Source organism: Mesorhizobium sp. CA16, assembly GCF_020165175.1.
Taxonomy (GTDB): domain Bacteria; phylum Pseudomonadota; class Alphaproteobacteria; order Rhizobiales; family Rhizobiaceae; genus Mesorhizobium.
In genome coordinates this window covers 1-20,041 of sequence record NZ_JAIUHP010000037.1, presented here as the reverse complement: position 1 = coordinate 20,041, position 20,041 = coordinate 1, and the positions used below count along the sequence as shown (strand labels likewise).

Annotated in this window: 21 protein-coding genes and 1 other RNA gene; 11 read left to right on the top strand and 11 right to left on the bottom strand. The window is 64.3% G+C overall.

Annotated features, from left to right (window positions below; translation table 11 throughout):
• Positions 1–60: 60 nt before the first annotated feature.
• The 4 genes from LB525_RS28230 to modA form a co-directional block, all read right to left on the bottom strand.
• Entirely contained in the window at positions 61–411 is a 351-nt protein-coding gene (locus tag LB525_RS28230) for a winged helix-turn-helix domain-containing protein (protein ID WP_224549787.1), read from the bottom strand.
• A gap of 88 nt (positions 412–499) precedes the next feature.
• Positions 500–1,612 carry a molybdenum ABC transporter ATP-binding protein gene (gene modC, locus LB525_RS28225; protein ID WP_224549785.1) on the bottom strand — a complete coding sequence of 371 codons (1,113 nt, stop codon included), beginning with the start codon at positions 1,610–1,612 and terminating at the stop codon, positions 500–502.
• Positions 1,609–2,313: a molybdate ABC transporter permease subunit gene (modB, locus tag LB525_RS28220; protein ID WP_224549783.1), complete on the bottom strand. Its 705-nt coding sequence runs from the start codon at positions 2,311–2,313 to the stop codon at positions 1,609–1,611. The genes modC and modB overlap by 4 nt, the downstream gene beginning before the upstream one ends.
• Positions 2,314–2,335: 22 nt before the next feature.
• Complete coding sequence (gene modA / locus LB525_RS28215; protein WP_224549781.1) at positions 2,336–3,130, bottom strand: molybdate ABC transporter substrate-binding protein; 795 nt, start codon at positions 3,128–3,130, stop codon at positions 2,336–2,338.
• Between the two features lie 236 nt (positions 3,131–3,366).
• On the opposite strand from modA, the gene LB525_RS28210 reads away from it, so the two are divergent.
• A complete protein-coding gene (locus tag LB525_RS28210; RefSeq protein WP_411971057.1) occupies positions 3,367–3,501 on the top strand; it encodes a hypothetical protein in 135 nt (44 codons plus the stop codon).
• A 12-nt stretch (positions 3,502–3,513) separates the two neighbouring features.
• On the opposite strand, the gene LB525_RS28205 is transcribed toward LB525_RS28210, so the two are convergent.
• Positions 3,514–4,308: a thymidylate synthase gene (locus LB525_RS28205; protein ID WP_224549779.1), complete on the bottom strand. Its 795-nt coding sequence runs from the start codon at positions 4,306–4,308 to the stop codon at positions 3,514–3,516.
• Between the two features lie 263 nt (positions 4,309–4,571).
• Complete coding sequence (locus LB525_RS28200) at positions 4,572–4,883, bottom strand: DUF2853 family protein (RefSeq protein ID WP_042644091.1); 312 nt, start codon at positions 4,881–4,883, stop codon at positions 4,572–4,574.
• 166 nt (positions 4,884–5,049) lie between these two features.
• Between LB525_RS28200 and ssrA the strand changes: the two genes are divergently transcribed.
• Positions 5,050–5,410, top strand: a transfer-messenger RNA (tmRNA) gene (gene ssrA, locus LB525_RS28195).
• 231 nt (positions 5,411–5,641) lie between these two features.
• On the top strand, positions 5,642–6,064 hold the full coding sequence (locus LB525_RS28190) for an AAA family ATPase (protein WP_318012425.1): 423 nt from the start codon (positions 5,642–5,644) through the stop codon (positions 6,062–6,064).
• A 47-nt stretch (positions 6,065–6,111) separates the two neighbouring features.
• On the opposite strand, the gene LB525_RS28185 is transcribed toward LB525_RS28190, so the two are convergent.
• Complete coding sequence (locus LB525_RS28185; protein ID WP_224549777.1) at positions 6,112–7,317, bottom strand: multidrug effflux MFS transporter; 1,206 nt, start codon at positions 7,315–7,317, stop codon at positions 6,112–6,114.
• Positions 7,318–7,504: 187 nt separating this feature from the next.
• Between LB525_RS28185 and LB525_RS28180 the strand changes: the two genes are divergently transcribed.
• The 4 genes from LB525_RS28180 (at position 7,505) to LB525_RS28165 (ending at position 9,278) form a co-directional block, all read left to right on the top strand.
• Complete coding sequence (locus LB525_RS28180) at positions 7,505–8,188, top strand: TetR/AcrR family transcriptional regulator (protein ID WP_095764764.1); 684 nt, start codon at positions 7,505–7,507, stop codon at positions 8,186–8,188.
• Positions 8,189–8,304: 116 nt separating this feature from the next.
• Positions 8,305–8,835 carry an SspB family protein gene (locus tag LB525_RS28175; protein WP_095765528.1) on the top strand — a complete coding sequence of 177 codons (531 nt, stop codon included), beginning with the start codon at positions 8,305–8,307 and terminating at the stop codon, positions 8,833–8,835.
• 9 nt (positions 8,836–8,844) lie between these two features.
• Positions 8,845–9,042, top strand: coding sequence for a DUF4169 family protein (locus tag LB525_RS28170; protein WP_224549775.1), 198 nt, complete (start codon positions 8,845–8,847; stop codon positions 9,040–9,042).
• A gap of 8 nt (positions 9,043–9,050) precedes the next feature.
• Positions 9,051–9,278, top strand: coding sequence for a ribbon-helix-helix domain-containing protein (locus LB525_RS28165; protein ID WP_140727872.1), 228 nt, complete (start codon positions 9,051–9,053; stop codon positions 9,276–9,278).
• Here the strand turns inward: LB525_RS28165 and LB525_RS28160 are convergent.
• Positions 9,275–11,080, bottom strand: coding sequence for a chloride channel protein (locus LB525_RS28160; RefSeq protein ID WP_224549773.1), 1,806 nt, complete (start codon positions 11,078–11,080; stop codon positions 9,275–9,277). The genes LB525_RS28165 and LB525_RS28160 overlap by 4 nt on opposite strands.
• 171 nt (positions 11,081–11,251) lie before the next feature.
• Here LB525_RS28160 and LB525_RS28155 point away from each other — a divergent pair, with 171 nt between their 5' ends.
• Positions 11,252–11,680 carry a MarR family winged helix-turn-helix transcriptional regulator gene (locus LB525_RS28155; RefSeq protein WP_224549771.1) on the top strand — a complete coding sequence of 143 codons (429 nt, stop codon included), beginning with the start codon at positions 11,252–11,254 and terminating at the stop codon, positions 11,678–11,680.
• Between the two features lie 36 nt (positions 11,681–11,716).
• Here the strand turns inward: LB525_RS28155 and LB525_RS28150 are convergent, their stop codons facing one another.
• Positions 11,717–15,640 carry an AsmA family protein gene (locus tag LB525_RS28150; protein ID WP_224549761.1) on the bottom strand — a complete coding sequence of 1,308 codons (3,924 nt, stop codon included), beginning with the start codon at positions 15,638–15,640 and terminating at the stop codon, positions 11,717–11,719.
• A gap of 250 nt (positions 15,641–15,890) precedes the next feature.
• Positions 15,891–17,306, bottom strand: coding sequence for an FAD-binding oxidoreductase (locus LB525_RS28145; protein WP_224549749.1), 1,416 nt, complete (start codon positions 17,304–17,306; stop codon positions 15,891–15,893).
• A 151-nt stretch (positions 17,307–17,457) separates the two neighbouring features.
• On the opposite strand from LB525_RS28145, the gene LB525_RS28140 reads away from it, so the two are divergent.
• Together LB525_RS28140 and LB525_RS28135 are read left to right on the top strand one after the other, a co-directional pair.
• Positions 17,458–17,943 carry a thioesterase family protein gene (locus LB525_RS28140; RefSeq protein WP_224549738.1) on the top strand — a complete coding sequence of 162 codons (486 nt, stop codon included), beginning with the start codon at positions 17,458–17,460 and terminating at the stop codon, positions 17,941–17,943.
• A gap of 145 nt (positions 17,944–18,088) precedes the next feature.
• Positions 18,089–18,286 (top strand): hypothetical protein, encoded by a 198-nt coding sequence (locus LB525_RS28135; protein ID WP_140839787.1) that lies wholly within the window; start codon positions 18,089–18,091, stop codon positions 18,284–18,286.
• A 60-nt stretch (positions 18,287–18,346) separates the two neighbouring features.
• Here LB525_RS28135 and LB525_RS28130 read toward each other — a convergent pair whose 3' ends face one another.
• Positions 18,347–18,823, bottom strand: a complete 477-nt coding sequence (locus tag LB525_RS28130; protein WP_224549736.1) for an Lrp/AsnC family transcriptional regulator — start codon at positions 18,821–18,823, stop codon at positions 18,347–18,349.
• 88 nt (positions 18,824–18,911) lie between these two features.
• Here LB525_RS28130 and LB525_RS28125 point away from each other — a divergent pair, with 88 nt between their 5' ends.
• Complete coding sequence (locus tag LB525_RS28125; protein ID WP_411965466.1) at positions 18,912–19,838, top strand: EamA family transporter; 927 nt, start codon at positions 18,912–18,914, stop codon at positions 19,836–19,838.
• Positions 19,839–20,041 lie beyond the last annotated feature (203 nt).

The following is a 20,041-nucleotide window of genomic DNA, read 5'->3' as shown; positions in this document are numbered from 1 at the left end:
GACGGCCTGGCCGCCTGCGCATACGATGTGCGCTCCCTATTGCCTTACTCCCCTACTCCCCTACTCCCCTACTCCAGCATCGATCTCCGCCTGCAGAGCCTGCATATGGACGGCGGCGGCCGATGAAGCGGCGCGCTCTATGGCGCGAAACCGGCTGACGACCGCCAAACCCGCCGATGTCAGTTGCGCGCCGCCGCCTTTGCGGCCGCCGGTCTGCGCCGCGACCAGCGGCTTGCCGAACACGCGGTTCATGTCCTCGACCAGGTCCCAGGCATGCTTGTAAGACATCTCCATGCCGCGCGCCGCGGCCGAGATCGAACCGAAGGCGGCGATCTGCTCCAGCAGTTCGACCTTGCCCGGGCCGATCCGGCCGTCGGGGTCGAGGTTTATCCGCAGGCTGAGCGACGGCATTTCATATCCTCGGATTCCACGGCACGACAATAGTCCCTATGGGAAGGAAGCGCTATTCCAAATATACATAGCGACATCATCGAGATCCTCAAACGTCGGCTTCGGCCGGCAGGCCGGCGCCAGTGTTTGCGCGATCGAAGCTCACCGTCTTGATGACCGCGAAGACCTGGCTTCCCAGCTTGAGGCCAAGCGCCTGCCGCGATTGCTCGGTGATCCGCGCGATCACAACCGCGCCATGGCAATCGATGCCGATTTCGACCTCGGGCCCCTCGCCCGGCTTCATGCCGACGATCGTTCCCGACAGGATATTGAGCGCGCTGAGGCCGGCGGGTTTCTCGGTAGCGACCATCACGTCGCGGGCCCGGATGCGAATGCGCACCGGAGCGCCCGCCGCCCGTGCCAGTTTCGGCACGCGGATTTCGCCGGCCTGCGAGGCAAGCACCGTCATGCCAAAGATCTCGTCGTGACGCAGCACCTTGGTGTCGAGCACCGCACCGCCCTCGCCGCGCTCCTCCGCCGGCAACAGGTCGAGCCGCCGCATGATCGCCTCGGTCGGCCCCGCGGCCGCGACCTTGCCGTGCGAAAGCACCACGACGTCGCTCGCCAGCCGCGCCACCTCGGCGACGGAATGGCTGACATAGACGATCGGGATCTTCGTCTCGTCCCGCAGCCGTTCGATGTAAGGCAGGATCTCGGCCTTGCGCGCTTCGTCGAGCGAGGCGAGCGGTTCGTCCATCAGAAGCAGTCTCGGGCTGGCAAGCAGCGCGCGGCCGATCGCGACGCGCTGCCTTTCGCCGCCCGACAGTTTCGCCGGCCGCCGATCGAGCAGGTGACCGATGCCGAGCAGGTCGACCACCGCATCCATCTTGGCGTAGCGCTCGGAAGACGGCGTGAACCAGCGACCGTAGCGCAGATTGCCGGCGACGCTCATATGCGGGAACAGCCGCGCATCCTGGAACACCATACCGATGCGCCGCTTGTGCATGGGCACGAAGATGCGCGCGGCGGTGTCGGCCAGCACATTGCCGTCGACCAAGATACGCCCCTTGTCCGGACGGATCAGGCCGGCGATCAGGTTGATCAGCGTCGATTTGCCCGAGCCGGACGGCCCGAACAGCGCCGTCAGCCGGCCGGAGCTCTCGAAACGGGCTTCCACGGCGAAATCGCCGAGGCGATGGCTGATGTCGGCCGAGAGCGTCATTCGATGTCCATCCGCCGGCCGACGCGCCGCGCCAGCACTTCCGAGGCGATGAGCGCGACCATCGAGATGACGATCGAGATCAGCGTCAGCCTGAGCGCGCCTTCATCGCCACCCGGCACCTGTGTGAAGGTGTAGATCGCCGAGGGCAGCGTCTGCGTTTCGTTAGGGATGTTGGAGACGAAGGTGATGGTGGCGCCGAATTCGCCCATCGCCTTGGCGAAGGAAAGGATCGCTCCCGCGATCAGGCCGGGCAGGATCAGCGGCAACGTGATGGTGGCGAACACCCAGAGCGGATTGGCGCCAAGCGTGCCGGCCGCCGCTTCGATTCTGCGGTCGACAGCCTCGATCGAGAGCCGGATAGCCCGCACCATCAGCGGAAAGCCCATGACCCCGCAGGCCAGTGCCGCGCCTGTCCAGCGGAACGAGAAGACGATGCCGAAATGCTCGGCAAGGAAGGCGCCGGCCGGGCCGCGCCGGCCGAAGGCGAGCAAGAGCAGATAGCCGGTCACCACCGGCGGCAGGATCAGAGGCAGATGCACCAGCCCGTTGAGCAGCGTCTTGCCCCAGAAACGCCCCCGCGCGAGCAGGAGCGCGATCAGGACGCCTGGCGGCAAGCTGGCGATCATCGCCACCGTCGCCACCTTGATCGACAGCCGCACCGCATTCCATTCGTCGGGAGTGAGGTCCAGCAGCCAGTTCATGATTGTGTTTGCGCGGTCTTTCTCAGTTGCTCGGTGCGAGGACCGTGAAGCCCTGCTCCTTGAACAGGTCGGCGGCCTTGGCCGACTCGACGCATTTCAGGAAGGCCGCCGCATCCTTGTCCTTCGAATCGGCGGTCCGGGCAATCGGGTAGATGATCGGCGGATGCGAATCTTCCGGGAAGGTGCCGACGACCTTGACGCCCTTTTCGGCATGCGCGTCGGTGGCGTAGACGATGCCCAGAGCCGCCTCGCCCGTCGACACCAGCTTGAGAGCTGCACGCACATTCTCGGCCTGCGCGATCTTGCCCTCGACCGACGACCAGACGCCCAGCGATTCCAGTGCCGCCTTGCCGTATTTGCCGGCCGGCACGGCCTTGAAATCGCCCATGGCAAGCCTGCCGTCGCCGATCAGCTTGGCGAGGTCGAAGCCCTTCTCGACCTTGGTCTCGACCGCGGAATCCTTCGGCGCCACCAGCACGATCTGGTTGCCGAGCAGCTTCACTTCGGTATCAGGCTTGGTCAGCTTCTTGTCGGAGAGATATTTCATCCAGTCGAGGTCGGCCGAGACGAAGATATCGGCCGGCGCGCCGCCTTCGATCTGCTTGGCGAGCGCCGAGCTCGCCGCGTAGGAAATGGTCGCTGCTTCGCCGACTTCCGGCTCGCAGGCCTTGTTGACCGCGTCGAGCGCTTCCTTGAGGCTGGCCGCGGCAAACACGACGACCTTGTCGTCGGCATGGGCCGCCGGCACCGCCGTCATCAGCATTGCCGCCAGACCGCCAATGGCGATCGTCTTCAACCCGAAACCCTTGCCCGTCATGAAGTCTCTCCCTGGTTTCAAATCCGTGCCGCCAAAGGCCTTGGACCGATATATCCGTATGAACATAACAAGGGAAGGCTTTTCACCTGTCGCGGCATTGTGCGCCGGCGCGATCTCAGCCTACGGTGAATGCAAAACGGAAGGGGCGAAGCTCAAGGAGAGACGCATGAAGATCAGCGCCTGCAACACCTCAAGGGCAAGGTGACCGAGACCGTCAAGGGAAGCCACCGCTTCGCATGTCGGATCGACATCGGCGGCGACGCGTCAGTCACCGCGTCAATCACCAAGCGGTCGCCGACCTCGCGCTCGAGAAGGGCAAGCAGGCCTATGCGGCGATCAAGGCCTCGGACCTCATGGTCGGCATCGATTGAGCCGAAGCTGGCTCATACCGCGATAGGCGCCTTGATATTCGCGTCCGCGAAATAATTCTCGAGGCGGAAATCCTCGAAGCGGAAGGCGAAGAGGTCCTTCACCTCCGGATTGATCCACATCGTCGGCAAGGCCTTGGGCGTGCGCCGCAGCTGCTCGCGCGCCTGCTCGAAATGGTTCGAATAAAGATGCGCGTCGCCCAGCGTGTGGACGAAGTCGCCGGGCTTCAGCCCGGTGACCTGCGCCACCATGAGGGTGAGCAAGGCATAGGAGGCGATGTTGAACGGCACGCCGAGGAAAATATCGCCAGAGCGCTGGTAAAGCTGGCACGAGAGCCGGCCTTCCGAAACATAGAACTGGAACAGGCAGTGGCAGGGCGGCAGCGCCATCGCCTCGACTTCGGCCGGGTTCCAGGCCGAGACGATCAGCCGGCGCGAGTTGGGATTCCGGCGTATCTCCTTCAAAAGATTAGCAATCTGGTCGATCTCGCCGCCACGCCCGTCCGGCCATGAGCGCCATTGCTTGCCATAGACCGGCCCGAGATCGCCGTTCTCGTCGGCCCATTCGTCCCAGATGGTGACCCCATGATCATTGAGATATTTGATGTTGGTGTCGCCGGCCAGAAACCACAGCAGCTCGTGGATGATCGACTTCAGATGCAACTTCTTGGTGGTCGTAACCGGAAAGCCGCGCGAAAGGTCGAAGCGCATCTGGTAGCCGAACACCGAGCGCGTGCCTGTCCCGGTACGGTCGCCACGGTCGGCACCGGTCTCCAGCACATGCTTCAACAGGTCGAGATATTGGCGCATCGGCTCTGCCTCGATTCGAATGACATATAATCATAGCGAATGTGCGCGCCGGCGCCACATCTGTCTGAGATCCTCCCCTACGCGAGGCAGCAAGACCTTTTCAGAATTCGCTCTGGCGAGTCGAATAGCGTGGTTTTCGAGAACGGGCCTACGCCGGCCGTAGCCTTCATAGAGCGGAGACGCTTATGAGGGCTTCGGCTGGCGAAGGCCGGAAGCGCAGAAAACCGCGCTAGTCGGCCGCCAGAGTAGAATTATCAAAGGTCCTATAGAGACCCGAGTTTGCCGAGGTCCTTCGCAACCAGATAATAGAAGGTCACGCGGCTCTTGGTGTTGTCGGCCTGCATCGCCTTGCAGGTCTTCTCGATCGAGGCATTCGCCTTTGCGGCATCGGCGATGCCGAGCTTCTTGCCGATCCAGTTCTCCCGCACGCGATCGAGTTCCTTCGGGTCGGTGCAGGACACCAGCGAGGAATCGCGGTTCCTGAGCGCAATGCCCAGATGCTTGACGATCTTATCGACCGCGTCGGCGCTGGCGCCGGCATCATATTTCTTCACATCCGCAAGATAGTCGGCCATCAAACTTCCCCTCGTCGGCGCCACGGATCCGGTCGATGAGGGTTGTGGCGCGCCGCGCAACCTGTGCGCTAGGTCAGAGACTCCTCACCGACAGCGAGATTTGATTGAGTAGGCGCGCAAGTCAACCCTGGCTGCCGTTTGGCACAACCGGTTAAGCGCCGGTTTTGGCCTTTATTTTTCCTTCGCCGCTCCCTATATACGGTTCGTCGGCTTGACCGACTATGGCGATAAACAGGCGATGAAATAAGCCGTTCGGACCCGGGGGCGGTACCCGGCGCCTCCACCAAAAACCGCTCTGGCTGACGGAGCGGCTTTTGCTGGGGGCGAAATAGGATCGACGAAGGTGTAAAGATCGTACTTTTGCCCGGCATTGTACCACCGTTATCGGGCTAAACTTATAGTTGCCAACGACAACTATGCGGAAGCTCGTCTCGCTGCTTAATGCGGCGCGAACGCTTCAAATCAAGCCCTAGGGGTTCGCACTTCTAGGCGGGGTTCGGAGGTACCTGGCAACAGAAACCTCCACCTTTCCCCTCTTTGCTTCTCCAACCAACCGAACGGCCAAGGCTCGTCCGGCGCCTGATGCGCGGGCACAGCCTTGCCGCCCATCATCCATGGACAGGCGATGCAAGACGATACCGATCGATTTTTCGTGCTGACCGGCGGCCCCGGCTCGGCGAGACCACGCTGATCGAGGCGCTGCGGGCCCAAGGCTTCGCGACCCGCCCGAAGCCGGGCGCGGCATCATCCGCGACCAGATGGCCATCGGCGGCCCTGCCCTTCCCTGGCGGGAGCGCTCGCTCTTTGCCGAGCTGATGCTGTCCTGGGAGCTGCGCTCCTGGCACGCCGCACATAACGAACCCGGCCGGGTGTTCTTCGACCGCGGCGCGCCCGACACGATCGGCTATCTCAGGCTCTGCGGCCTGCGGGTGCCGGACCACATCACGAGCGCGGCTGAAAAATTCCGCTACGCGCGCCGCGTCTTCGTCGCCCCGCCATGGCCGGAGATTTTCACTCAGGACGAGGAGCGCCGGCAAACGCTCGACGAAGCCGAGCGCACATTCCGTTCGGTGACCGGCGCCTATGCGGAGCTCGGCTACGACCTGGTGCCGTTGCCCCTTGCTGCGGTCGATGAACGGGTGCGCTTCGTCCTCGATCAAACAGCTTCGCCAGGAACATGAAAAAGGCCGGGATCGACCCGGCCTTTTCTATCTTCTCAACGGCTGTCCTACTCCGCCGGCGCTTCGACCGCTTCGCGCGCGCGGCCGAGCGTCAGCTTGGCCAGAGTGAAGGAGATCACGGCGCACAGCGCGATGCCGGCCACCATCGGCAACGGTGTGCCGTCGAAAAAGATGCCGGCGACGCCCATCGCCAGCGCGCCGATGGCGAAGTGCAGCGTGCCCATCAGCGCCGAGGCCGTGCCGGCGATCTCGCCATGCTCTTCCATCGCCAGCACCGAGGTGGTGGGGATGACGAGGCCAAGGAAACCGTAGCCGACAAAAAGCAGCGCGGCCATCACGTCGAGCCGGTCGACGCCGGACGCCATGATCGCGAACAGCGCCACCATTACCGTGGCATAGCCGGTGACCGCCACCCAGACGACGCGCTTCAACCCGAAGCGGTCGGCCAGCAACCCGGTCAGCTGCGACATGCCGATGAAGGCGACCGCGTTGATCGAGAAGAAGACGCTGTAGACCGACGGCGACAGGCCGTAATGGTCGATCAGGATGAAGGACGAGCTCGACAGATAGACGAAGAAGCTCGCAATGCCGAAGCCGGCGATCGCCACGAGGCCAAGGAAGTTGCGGTCGCCCATCAGGTAGCGGTAGCCGGCAAGCGCCGTGCCGAAGGATGAGCCGGCGCGCTCTTCGACGGGCCGCGTCTCCTTGAGCGAGGTGGCAAGCAGGATGGTGGCCAAAGCGGCCGCGCCCGTCACCGTCCAGAACACGGCGCGCCAGCCGAAGCTCTCGATGATCTGGCTGCCGGTCAGCGGCGCCAGGATCGGCGACACCGAGAAAACCAGCATCAGAAGCGACATCAGCTTGGCGGCCTCGTTGCCGGTGTGCAGGTCGCGCACGATGGCGCGCGGCACCGCCATGCCGGCGCTGGCGCCAAGCCCTTGCAGAAAGCGGAAGGCGATCAGCGACTCGATGGTCGGCGCCATCGCCGAGCCGACGCCGCCGACCATGAACAGCGCTAGGCCGGCATAAAGCGGCGCCTTGCGGCCGACCATGTCGGAGATCGGCCCGACGACGATCTGCCCGAAACCCATCGACAGGAAAAAGATCAGAAGGCTCATCTGCACGGCGGCGGTGCCGGCATGCAGGTCCTGGCCGATCGAAGGCAGCGCGGGAAGATACATATCGATCGCAAATGGGCCGATCGCGGACAACAAGCCGAGCACGACCGCAATGCGGAGGAATTTGGAACTCATGATAAGGCTCTTTCGGATCTGGTTGCCGCCGCAAAATGCCGGCGTCTGAACCCAGGACGTTCCATCCCGCGGAAATCCTACGTCCAAGGGCGAATTTCTTCGCCCCTTCCGTGCGGGCTTCCTTTATTGTGTCCACAAATTTAGACAGGCTTGTCCAATTCGTCAATCACCGCTATATAGATTTTTCATGAAGCACGGCGTTTCTCCTGACACTTTCCCGCCACGCAGCCACGAGGCCAAGCGCGTGTCGGTGGTCGACGCCGCCGCTTCCGTTTTCTGCCGCGAAGGCTATGCTGGCGCCAATATCGACCTGATCGCGGCCGAGGCCGGCGTTTCACGGCAGACCGTCTACAACCACCATGGCGACAAGGAAAAGCTGTTCGTCGCGGTCGTACGCGACCTGACGGAGCGCTGCAATGCCGGCATCTTCGCCACCATCGCCAGCTTTCCCGATCAGCCCACGGACCTGGAAGCCGACCTGATCGCCTTCGCCGTGCGCATGAACCGCAACTGCATCTGCAACCGCGACGGCCGTTTCCTGCGCAAGCTGATCCAGGCCGAAGGCGAGCGTTATCCGGAACTGTTTGCCGAATGGCGCGAGCAAGGCCCGGGCCGTACCTGGTCGGCGCTTGCCGCGCGCTTTGCCCGGCTTGCCTTCGCCGGCCACCTGTCGATCGGCGACCCCGATGTCGCGGCGCGTCAGTTCTTCGCCCTCGTCAACGCCGAGCTTCAGATCACTTTCATGCTGGGCGGCGTGCCCACCGAGGAAGAGGTGCTACGCTCGGCCACGAACGGCGTGCGGACCTTTCTCGGCGCCTTCGCCAGAAGGAAATCGCCAGCCGCCAAGCAGGCTGCGCTCGCTCACGCCTGAGCCATCAAATCGCCGGCACCCCTCTTGGCCTCACGGCTTTGCGCCTATATGCGGTTTACGCCGCGCTCAAGCTTGATTACAGCTATGCGGACGATTCAACGGAACCCGACCATCAGATGGCCGACGACCACATCCGCTACGACATTCTGGCCCAGGAGGCTCTGCGCGGTGTCATGCGCAAGGTCCTGGCCGAGGTCGCGCGCACCGGCCTTCCGGGAAATCATCATTTCTTCATCACCTTCCTGACCGGCGCGCCGGGCGTGCGCATTTCGTCGAGGCTGCGCGAGCGCTATCCGGAGCAGATGACCATCGTCATCCAGTTCCAGTACTGGGACCTCAAGGTGACGGATGCCGGCTTCGAGGTCGGGCTTTCCTTCTCCGACGTGCCGGAAAAGCTCGAAATCCCCTTCTCCGCCGTGCGCGGCTTCTACGATCCGTCGGTCAATTTCGAGCTCGAATTCGACGTCAAGACGGAAAGCGCCGAAGACGAGGCCGCGGCTCCGGCCCCCGAACCGGTCGCCGTCGTTCCCGAGAAGAAGGCGGAAAACAAGAAGAAGGCCGCCGAGGCCGAAAAGAAGCAGGCGGTCGCCGAGACCGGCGCCAAGGGCGCCGACGTCGTTTCGCTCGACGCCTTCCGCAAGAAGTAGCCCGGCGCCATGGGCGAGGTCGTCAATCTCCGCCAGGCCCGCAAGCAGAAAGCGCGCACCGAGAAGGAACGCCGGGCCGGCGAGAACCGGGCGCTGCATGGCCGCTCGAAGTCAGAGCGCGAGCTTGACAGGCTGACATCGCAGAAGGCCGAGAAATTCGTGGCCGGCCATCGCCGGGAAAAACCCGACGACCCTGGCGAGCGCTGAGTCCTGCAATGGCCGCGGTCGAGAAACGTTCGGTAACGATCCGCGGTCACCGCACCAGCTTTTCCCTGGAACAGCCCTTCTATGACGACCTCATCGCCATCGCCGCCGAGCGCTCGCTGTCGCTCGCGGCCTTGGTCGCGGAGATCGACGAGACTCGGACCCGCGACGCGAACCTGTCATCGGCGCTGAGGCTTTACGTGCTGGCCTGGGCAAAACGCGGCGGCGCCGCGTCCTAGACCGCGCTATCGCCGACGTTTTGTTGCGCCTTGCGCTTCGCGCCGAAGCTCAGCAATGCCGTGCGGTCGCGCTCCTCCGCCTGCTTTTTCGACCTTACCCGCATCATGTCTTTCCAGCCGATATAGCCGACGAGCCGTTCATCCTCGCGTGAGACGACCGGCAGATGCGAGACATTGGCGAGCAAAAGCTTGTCGGAAAGCGCTTCGAGATATTCGTCCGGATAGGCCAGCGTGATCTTGCTGCCGGCCAGCAACTCGCCGAGCGTCGCCTTGCGGTGCTTGCCGTTACGGCGCCAGCGCAGGATCGCCGGCGGATCGATGACGCCGAGCACATGCCCCGCTTCATCGATGACCGGGAAGCTCGGATGCCGAGTATCCGGCGCCGTCAGGAAGGTTGCCGCGCCATGTAGCGTCATCGTTCCCGGCACGCTCTCGACCTTGGTGGTCATCACTTCCTTGACCCTGGTCAGGGCGAAAGGATCGACGCGGTATTCTCGCACGAGGTGATGCCCGCGCCGCGCCACTTTCTCGGTCAGGATCGAGCGCTTCATCAACAGCACGGTGACCGCATGCGCGGTGGCGCAAGCGGCAATCAGCGGCACCAGCACATGCGTGTTGCCGGTAAGCTCGGTGGCAAAGAAGGTCGCGGTCAGCGGCGCGCGCATGGTGCCGCCCATCGTCGCCGCCATCGCCAGCAGCGGCCAGAAGCCGGGGCTTGCCTCGGGCAGGATACCCGAAAGCACCGCGCCCATCGCGCCGCCCATGATGAGCAGTGGCGCCAGCACGCCTCCCGAGGTCCCAGACCCCAGCGCAACCGACCAGATGACGGCCTTCACCACCAGCAGCAGCAGCGCGGCGGTGGCGACGGTGCGGCCGTCGAGCATGTTGGCGATGTTGTCGTAGCCGACGCCAAGCGCGTGCGGTTCGATAAGTCCGCCGATGCCGACCACCAAGCCGCCGATCATCGGCCACCACATCCAGTGTATCGGCAGCTTCAGGAAGGCGTCCTCGCAGGCATAGACCAGTTGCGTCAGCAGTCCCGAAAGAAGTCCGGCGGCAATGCCGATCAGCACCCAGCCGCACAGCCCGGCGATCGATGAATCCATGCTGCCAGAGAACGGAAAGATCGGGCTCGGCAGGTGAAGCAGGCTGCGTTCGACTTCCGCAACGATTGCCGCCACCGCAACCGGGATGAAGCTGCGCGGCGTCCATTCGAACAGGAGCAGTTCGACGGCAAGCATGATGGCGGCGATGGGCGTGCCGAACACCGTCGTCATGCCGGCCGCGGCACCCGCCACCAGCAGCGTCTTGCGCTCATTGTCGCTGACCGGCAGCATCTGCGCGATCAGCGAGCCGATGGCGCCGCCGGTCATGATGATCGGGCCTTCGGCGCCGAACGGTCCGCCCGAGCCGATCGAGATCGCCGACGATAGCGGCTTCAGCACCGCGACCTTGGCGTCGAGCCGCGAGCGTCCGAGCAGGATTGCCTCGATGGCTTCGGGAATGCCGTGGCCGCGGATCTTCTCGCTGCCGAAGCGCGCCATCAAGCCGATGATCAGCGCGCCGATCACCGGCACGATCACCGCGGCGAGCCCAAGCGGGGTGTCCTCGAGCCTTAGCTCGGCCAGCGAGAACTGGCCGAAATAGGCGATGTTGGTGGCAAGCCGGATGAGCTGCAGGAGCACGATGCCGGCAAAAAGCCCGGCGGTCGCCACCACTACGGCGATGACTGCAATAATCAGCACGCGCGGATCGGTCGTGAAGTCGCGAAGATGGCCGTTGCCGGCACGAGCGGATTTCATTTTGGGAGCCTGAACTTTCTGACGGCACGTAGACCGCCCGGTTTCAGGTGGCCTCATATCGTAACACGATATAAATCTGCAAGGCTGTTTTCAATCGCTACGCCGCGTCATTTTGGACAGGGATCGCGACGGCCAGTTGAGCTTTTGCACGAAAAGACCATAAGTCGGGAAATGACGCCGCCGAAACAACGCCCCGCCATCAGCCAGGCCGACTACCAGCGGCTGTCGCAGTTCCGTTATCTGATCCGCCGCTTTCTCGAATTCAGCCAGGTCCAGGCCAACGAGGCGGGCCTCACGCCGCGCCAGCACCAGGCGCTGCTAGCGATCAAAGGATTTCCAGGCGGCGGACCGGTGGCGGTGGGCGACCTTGCCGAGCGGCTGCGCATTCGCCACCACAGCGCGGTGGAACTGGTGAACCGCCTCGCCGAGGCCGGCCTGGTCATACGCGATCAGGACAAGAGCGATCACCGGCGCGTGCTGCTGCAGCTCACCCCTTTGGCCGACGATCGCCTGGCCGACTTGTCGGCCGCGCATCTCGACGAGCTTTCGCGCATCGAGCCGATGCTGCGGCGCCTGCTCTCCCGCCAGGAAGAATCCTAGGCGCGGTGGCTGATTTCGCTACGCGCGGCGTGAAGCTCAGCCGCCGTCGAGCGATTTCAACAGATTGTCGATCGTGAACGGGTTGGCCTTCGGCTTTGCCGGCGCCGGCGCCGAACCGTCATTGACACCGGGCAGCGACCGATCGGTCTTCGGCTCGGCCGCCTTGCGCTCCGCCTCCAGCTTCTCCTGCTCCGCCTTCTTGCGATCGGCTTCGGCCTGCGCCTTGGCCGCCTCATCCACGGCCCGCTGCTCGGTCTCGGCCTTCGCCTGTGCGTCGGCCTTCGCCTTGGCGTCGGCTTCGGCCTGAGCCCTGGCGTCGGCTTCCGCCTTGGCCCTGGCCTCTTCATCCGCCTTGGCTTTTGCCTCGGCCTCCGCTTGTGCCTGCGCTTCAGCCTCGGCTTTTGCCTTGGCTTCCGCCTCGGCCTTCTGCCGCGCCTCTTCCTCTTGCCGGCGCAACTCCTCGGCCGCCCTGTCGCGCTCCGTTTGCAGCGCCGCGTAATAGCGTACCTCGCGCCGCAGGCGCTGCTTCTCCAACAGCGCCGCCTGCATCGCCTCGACCCGCTGCTGTTCCTTCTCCAGAGCGCGCTGCGTCAGGAACTGTGCTAGAGGGCCGCTGTCGAATTGGGGCGCGGTCGCCCCAAGCGGGCCGGCCAGGCTGAAATTGACGGCCGGCTCGGAACCGACCAGTGCCTCCTCGCCGGGACGATAGGTCAGCGTCCCCTTTGCCGTGACGGTGCTTGTGTTGAGATCGGCGGTCACGTCGGCGGACAAGGTCGCGCCGGGATTGTCGAGGCTGATCGGCGGCACGCGCAACGTGCCGTTGGCGACGGTGAAGGCCACATCGGTGTCACCGGCGGCAAAGCTGCCGTCGCTTGCGATCTGCGGCGCGAACTCCGCGGTCTTGGCCGTGTCGATATCGCGTCCGATCGCATCGGCCTTGGCGATGATGGCGCCGAAGCCGTCCGGATTGATGCCGTCCACCTTCAATCCCTTCAGCGCCGCGGTGCCGGATCCGGACAGGGCCGCAATCATGGCATCGACGGATTTGCCGCTGGTCGACAACGCCGCCGAAAGATCGCCCCTGCCGCCGATGCCGGCGCCTGGCAGGACTGCGGAAAGATCGCTGCCGGCAAGCCTCATTTGGCCGGAGAACAGGCCGGTGCCCTCCGTGTTCTTCAGGTCGAACAGGCCGGTCAAATCGCCGCCGTAAAGCTTCGCCTTGAGGTCCGAGACGTGGATGCCTTCGCGATCGAGCTTCAGCGAGAATGAAGCGTCACGCGCCCTGGCGAAGGACCCGACGGCGAGCGCCGATGTGTTGAGATCGAGGTCTGCGTTGAACGGCAAGGTCGACTTCTGGCTGAACGGCGTCGTCGGCCAGCCGCCCTTGGCGGCAGCGAAAGACTGGTCGCCGAACAGCGAGACCGTCAGCGGATCGAGGTCGAGCTCGTCGAGCGCCAGCGCCCCGGCAAGATGCGGCAGACCATCCTTGGCGTCGATGTTGACGTCGCCGGACACCGCCGCCTTGTTGATCGAACCGGTGAGGCCGCTCAGCACCAGAAGCCCATTGCCGAAATCGGCATCGGCCGCCAGCGACGTCGACGTCCCCGTTCCCATGCCGGGCAGGCCTACCCCCGTCGTCATCAGCCACGGCTCGATATCGGCGGCACTAAGATTGACCTTGCCTTTTGCAGTGGGGCCTTGCGCCGTCTCGGCGACGGTTCCGTCGAAGCTTGCCCTGAAGTCGTCGGCCGTCAGATTGAAGCTGGTCGCGAGACCGCCGGCGACCGAGCCCTTCGCCGAGACCTCGGTGTTGGCATGGCCGAGCATCCCGAGCGGCAGCGCCGGCAGGCCGTAAAGCGCAAGCAGCGTGGCGGCATTGTCGTTGCGGGCGTTGAAGGTGATCGATACCGGCGCCTCGGAGAGCTTGTCCGCGGTTCCCTTGCCGGAAAGCGAAGCCGAAAAGGCCGAACCGCCGGCCTTGCCTTGGGCCGAGAGCGCCAGGCCCGTGGTGCCGTCGCCATTGTCGGCGGCGCTGGTCAAGAGATCGATGCGCGCGTCCTGGAACAGTTCGGGATAGGCCGCCGCACGGCTGGCCAGGCCTTTGAGCATGGGATTGTCGGGATAATGCTGGGCCGCGACGTCGATCAGCGGCTTGAGATCCACCGCCACCGCGGAAGCGTTGAGCTTGCCGGTCGGGCTCTGCGGGAAATCCTTGATCCGGCCCGTGGCGCTGATCGAGGCGCCGGCCAGGCCGCCGATCGAGAGCCGGTCGATCTCGAGCAGGCCCTCGCGCAGCCGCAGCGCCGTGTCGACACTATCGGCGCTGAACCCGCCGGCGCTGACCGGACCCGCCTTGATCTGGAAATCGAGATCGCGATCCGAAAAGCGGTTGGCGCCCTTGTCGCTGATGAAGATCGAGGCGAAGGCCGCGAGCCCGTCCAAATCCATCTTGCCGCCCGTCAGCCGCATCAGCACCGATGGCCTGGCGCCGTCCGGCTGGCTGGAATCGATGCTGCCCGAAAATTTCGCCTTGCCGAGGATGAGTTCGAGATCGCTGAACGACTGCCGGTTCTCGCTGAGATCGACCTTGGCCTTGAAGCCTGCCGCCGGGAGCCGACGGATCGCCTCGTCGACATCCTTCGACAGCCAGGCGGCAAAGCCGGAAGGCTGTCCGACGGCCAGCAGCAACGAGCCGGTGAAGCCGAAATGATCTTCGATGCTCAACATGCCGTCGGCTTCGAGCGTTGTGCGGCCCGGCAGCGTCGCGGCAAGCGACTTGACCGACCAACCCCCTTCGGCCGGCTCTGCCGACAGCCGCACGTCGCGCACCGTCGTGTCGCCCGCCACCACCGCCGGCAGCCTGACCTCGACCTTGCCCGGTATGGTCGGCTTTGGCATGTGCTGCAGCGTCCGCTCGAACGCCGCAATGCGCTGGTCGAGCGTGAAGCCGGCGCCGGTGGCCCCGCCGACGGCCTCGTCGAACTGCACCTGCGCCCCGCTGGCCTCGACCGAGAAATGCGGCTTCAGGCCGAGATCGACCGATGCCTTGCCGTCGGCGGTATAGGGATTGTCGAGCGGCCCGGTCTCGAAGCGGAACTCGTCGACATCGAGCTTCTGGTGGTCGAGCGCGAACTTGCCGTTCAGCCGGAAGCCCGGGTCGGGTTTGCCGGTGCTGACCTTGACCGGCTCGCCCTCGTTGCCGCGCAGCTCGGCCGAATTCCTGTCGTCGCCCGAAATCTTGAACTGGCCGGAATAGACCGCGGCGCCCTTGACGATGCCGGCATTGCCGTCGGCTTCGATGATCAGCGGATAGGCATCGGGATCCGCTTTCAGCCGGAGCAGCATCTGGCCGTCCGGCTCCACCTTGCCGGTGGAAGCCGAGACGTCGGCCCGCAGGCCGTCGAAGCGCAGCGTTCCGTCCATGCGCCACGGGCCGGTGAGCGCCTTGGCCGAAATCGTCATGTTGATCTCCGAGATCAGGTGGCTGCGCCCGCCGGCGGCATGGCGCAGTTCGATCTCCCCTTCGCTCACCGACAGCTTCTCGATCGCGATCTGGCCCGGATCGAAGGGAGCCGAGGGCCGGAGCGTCCAGTCGACGGTGCCGTCACCGGCGATATTGATGACGGCTTTCGGGTGCACCAGCCGCATGTCGAAGATCAGCACCTCGCCGCGCAGGAACGGCGCGAGCTCCGCATCCATGGAGAAGGTCTCGACCGTCATCGCCGGCTGGCCTTCCGGCCCGCCCGCGACCTCGACATTCGAGAAGGTCACCGACGGAAACGGCAACAGCCGCGCTGTCGCGTCGCCCTTCACCGTCACCTTGCGGCCGAGGACGGCGCTCGCCTCGCGCTCGAAATCGCCCCGGTAACCCGTCCAATCGATGAAATACGGCACCACCAGCGCCGCGCACAGCACCAGCACGAACAGGCCACCGAAGATCACGAACAGGCGGGCGAGCATCTGTTTCCCGGGTTGAAAGTCAGCCGCACTCTACCCGCATCCGCGTGTCGATAAAGAGGCAATTCAACGCGCGGCGGCCGTTACCTCTCCAGTTGCCCGACGGCTCGCGGTCAGGATATCTCTTTTGCCGATCCTTGCCCTTCCGGTCACGTCATTGGCCGCGCATACCGGCACGACCTTCTTCGCGCCGACGCGGCCGATGCTGCAGAAGCTCGCCGAAGGCGTGGGAGGATAGCCGCCGGCCGGCGGATCAGCCCGCCGCGGGCAGGATCTTGCCGGGATTCATGATGTTGAGCGGATCGAGCGCCTGCTTGATCGTGCGCATGATCTCGACGCCATGGCCGAGCTCGTGGCGCAGGAAGCCGACCTTGCCCTGGCCGATGCCGTGCTCGCCGGTGCAGGTGCCTTCCATGGTGATGGCGCGCATGTTGAGCCGGGCGACGAATTTTTCGGCAAGCGCGATCTCTTGCGGATTGTCGACATCCATCAGCACCAGCACGTGGAAATTGCCGTCGCCGGCATGGCCGACGATCGGCGCGATCAGCCCCATCTCGGCAATGTCGGCCTCGGTCTCCGTGACGCATTCGGCAAGCCGCGAGATCGGCACGCAGACGTCGGTCGACAGCCCCTTGGCGCCGGGGCGCAGCGTCAGCGACGACCAATAGGCGTCGTGCCGCGCCTTCCAGAGCTTTGTCCGCTCTTCCGCGACGCTGGTCCATAGGAACGGCCCGCCACCCTGCTCCTCGGCGATCATGCCGAACGTTTCGGCCTGCTCGGCGACGCCGGCGTCGCTGCCATGGAACTCGACGAACAGGCACGGGCTCTCCGGATAGTCGAGCTTGGAATAGTTCTTCATCGCCCGCATCTGCAGCGCGTTCACCAGTTCGATGCGCGCCACCGGGATGCCCATCTGGATGGTCGCGATCACCGTGTTGCAGGCGGCCTCGAGGCTCGGAAACGGGCAGACGCCGCCGGAGATCGCCTGCGGAATGCCCTGGAGCCTCAGCGTCAGCGACGTGATGACGCCGAGCGTGCCTTCCGAACCGACCAGAAGCCGCGTCAGGTCGTAACCGGCCGAGCTTTTCTTCGCCCGCTTGCCGGTCGTCACCGTCTCGCCGTCGGCCATGACGGCGGTCAGCGACAGCACGTTTTCGCGCATTGTGCCGTAGCGCACCGCGTTGGTGCCGGACGCCCTGGTCGCCGCCATGCCGCCCAGCGACGCATTGGCGCCAGGATCGATCGGGAAGAACAGGCCGGTGTCGCGCAGGTGCCGGTTGAGGTCCTCGCGCGTCACGCCGGGCTCGACCGTGCAGTCAAGGTCCTGCGGGTTGACGGCGAGGATCCGGTTCATGCGCGACGTGTCGATGGAAATGCCGCCACCCGGCGCATTGGTGTGGCCCTCGAGCGAGGAGCCGACGCCGAAGGCGATCACCGGCACGCGGTGTGCGGCGCAGGCGCGCACGATCTCCTGCACGTCCGCGGTCGTTTCGACGAAAGCCACGCCGTCCGGCGCCTGGGTCGGAATGTAGGTGGTGGTGTGCGCGTGCTGGCCGCGTATCGCCTCGCCGGTCTGGAAGCGCTCGCCGAAGCGCTGCTTGAGAATGCCGAGCACTGCGGCGATGCCTTCCTCATTGCGTTCGACGGGGTTGAGGTCGCTCAAAGCCATGATTTCCTCCGCGAATGGACCAGCGGCCGCGCTTGTAGTGCAGCTATGAATGATGCCTAAAGCAATCCTAGGAAAAGTGCCAAGCGATTAGCTCAGCGACTTCACCGTAGCCGTCCGTCCGCCCTGTGCAGCGACCATCGAGGAAACCAAAATGACGATCCCCGCACCGATCATTTCCGGCCCAATGGCCATCGAGAAGGAATGGATCGATTATAACGGCCATCTCAACATGGCCTATTACAACGTGCTGTTCGACCGCTGCTCGGACCAGGCGTTCGAGCTGATGGGCATGGGGCCGAACTACGCCAAGGAGCGACGCCTTACCATCTACACGGCCGAAGTTCACGTCTGCTACGTGCAGGAGTTGCACCTCGACCACAAGGTCAACGTCTCGTTCCAGCTGATCGATCATGACGAGAAGCGGCTGCGTGCTTATCAGGAAATCCGCCACGTCGACGGCTGGCTGGCGGCGACGTCCGAATCGCTGTCGCTGCATGTCGACATGGAAGGACCGAAGGTCGCTCCCTTCCCCGCCGATGTGATGGCCCAGGTCGAGGCCATGCGCATCGCCCATGCCGGCCTGCCGATGCCGGAGCGCGCCGGCCGCTCGATCGGCATCAAGCGCAAGGGCGCTTGAAAACTCGGACGCCCGCGTTAACCTTACCAAGGCTTTAACGTGAACAAGTCGGTTGAGTCCGTTGAACGACTCACTGGCGCGTTCGAAAACCGCCGTACCGGGTTTGCGCGGGGGCGGCTGGCGGAATGCGGTGCGAGGACAGTGCATGAAAACCGACATCAAGGTCGAAGTGGAACGGTTGGCGGCCGATCCACGCATCACCGACTATGATTTCTGGCGATCGCTGAAGAACGTCAACAATGAGATCTTCCACATCGCCAACAACAACGAACCCATCCCGTTCGACATGATCCGCTGGCGCATGATTCTGAAGCAGGCGCGCATGAAGCGCGGCCACGCTTGATCCATCGTCGCTGCCTCATCCTCCCTGACCAGCCATAGCTGCCGAGTCATAACCGCCGAATCATGGCTGCTTGAACCCGCCCAGCGGCGAGCGCGGCTTGACCGGTGACGACTGGATGATAGCGGTGTTGGTCATCGCATAGGGAATAATTCGGTCGATCACCCGCTCGAGCTCGCTGACCGAGCCGACATGGGCGAGCGCGATGAAGCAGTCCTCGCCGGTTACCCGATCGCATTGCGCGATTTCCGGCAGCTCGCGGATGATGTCCGCCACAACGGAAAGCTGTCCCGGCACCGGCCGGATTCTGAGCCATGCCGACAGCTTCATGCCGAGAGCGGCGGGATTGATCCTGACCGTATAGGCTTCGATCACGCCGTTATCCTGCAGCTTGCGGATGCGCTCCGCCACGCTCGGCGCCGACAGCCCGACCGCGCGCGCCAGTTCCGCCGTGCTGATGCGCGCATCCTTTTCCAGGAACCGCAGGAGCTTCAGATCGATCGCGTCCAGATCGACATTTTCACTTCGAAGGTTTTTCAAGCCAAACCTCTTCCATCAGAAAGCAGACCGTCAATCAGGCCATTCATCACACATGTAATCCACGAGTTTCGCCTGCGATAATGCTCACATGAAAACGCAAACGCAAATTCCAGCTGCAAACCGGGCCGCCGCCGATGCGCACCCCGCTCTCGCCGGCCCCACCATGCTTGCTGGAATGGCCAACGCGTTGCCGCCGCATGTCTGGTTCTGCGTCAGCGCCGTGTTCCATTATCTCGGGCCGGCCTTCGCCGTGCTGCTTTTCGCTCAGGTCGGCGTGCTCGGCATGGCCTGGCTGCGCATCGCCACCGCCGCTCTCATCTTCGCCCCATTGACCAGGCCCTGGCGCGTTTTCGCCGGCGCCGATCGCGCTCAACGACTTCTGCTGCTCGCATTCGGCATCTGCCTGGCGGTGATGAATTGCTCGTTCTATCTGGCGCTCGACCGGCTGCCGATCTCGCTGGTTGCGGCGATCGAATTCGTCGGCACGATCGCGGTCGCCCTGGTCGGCATGCGCAGCCGGCGCAACTTTGCCGCGCTCACTGTTGCCGTGGTCGGCACCTTGCTTCTCATCGACGTGAAATGGTCCAGCGATCCGGTCGGCTTGTCCTGGGCCTTTTTGAACGGCGCCCTCTTCGTCGGCTACATCGTGATCGGTCACCGCGTCGCCCAGGCAGGCATCGGCATCGCCGGCCTCGGCGCCGCCATGGCGGTCGCTTTCCTCATCGTGTTGCCCATCGGCTTTCGCGAGGCGCTGCCCGCCTTCGCGTCGCAGCAGCTGCTCGGCGCCGCGATCGGCGTCGGCATCTGCTCTTCGGTCATCCCCTACATCTGCGACCAACTCGCCATGGCGAGGTTGCCGCGCGCGAGCTTCGCATTGATGCTCTCGCTCCTGCCGCTCACCGCAACGCTGATCGGCGTCATCGTGCTGCGCCAGGTACCAAGCCTCACCGATTGCCTTGGCATTGCGCTGGTGATCGCCGGGGTGGCTTTCCACAAACCCGCAGCAAATGCCTAGTGGCACTGCACAGAGATTGACCGATCAGCTCTGTTTGCGTTGGCAAGTGGTATGCGTTGGAGATTGGCCGAAATGCCCATCGCGATCGTCATTCCAGGGCGGAGCAGGAGCGAAGCTCCGTCGCGAAGACCCTGGAATCCTGTGTGTTGGTTCTGGTGTATGGTTGAAGTGGGAAGGAGACCGAATGAATCCTGGTCGTCCTT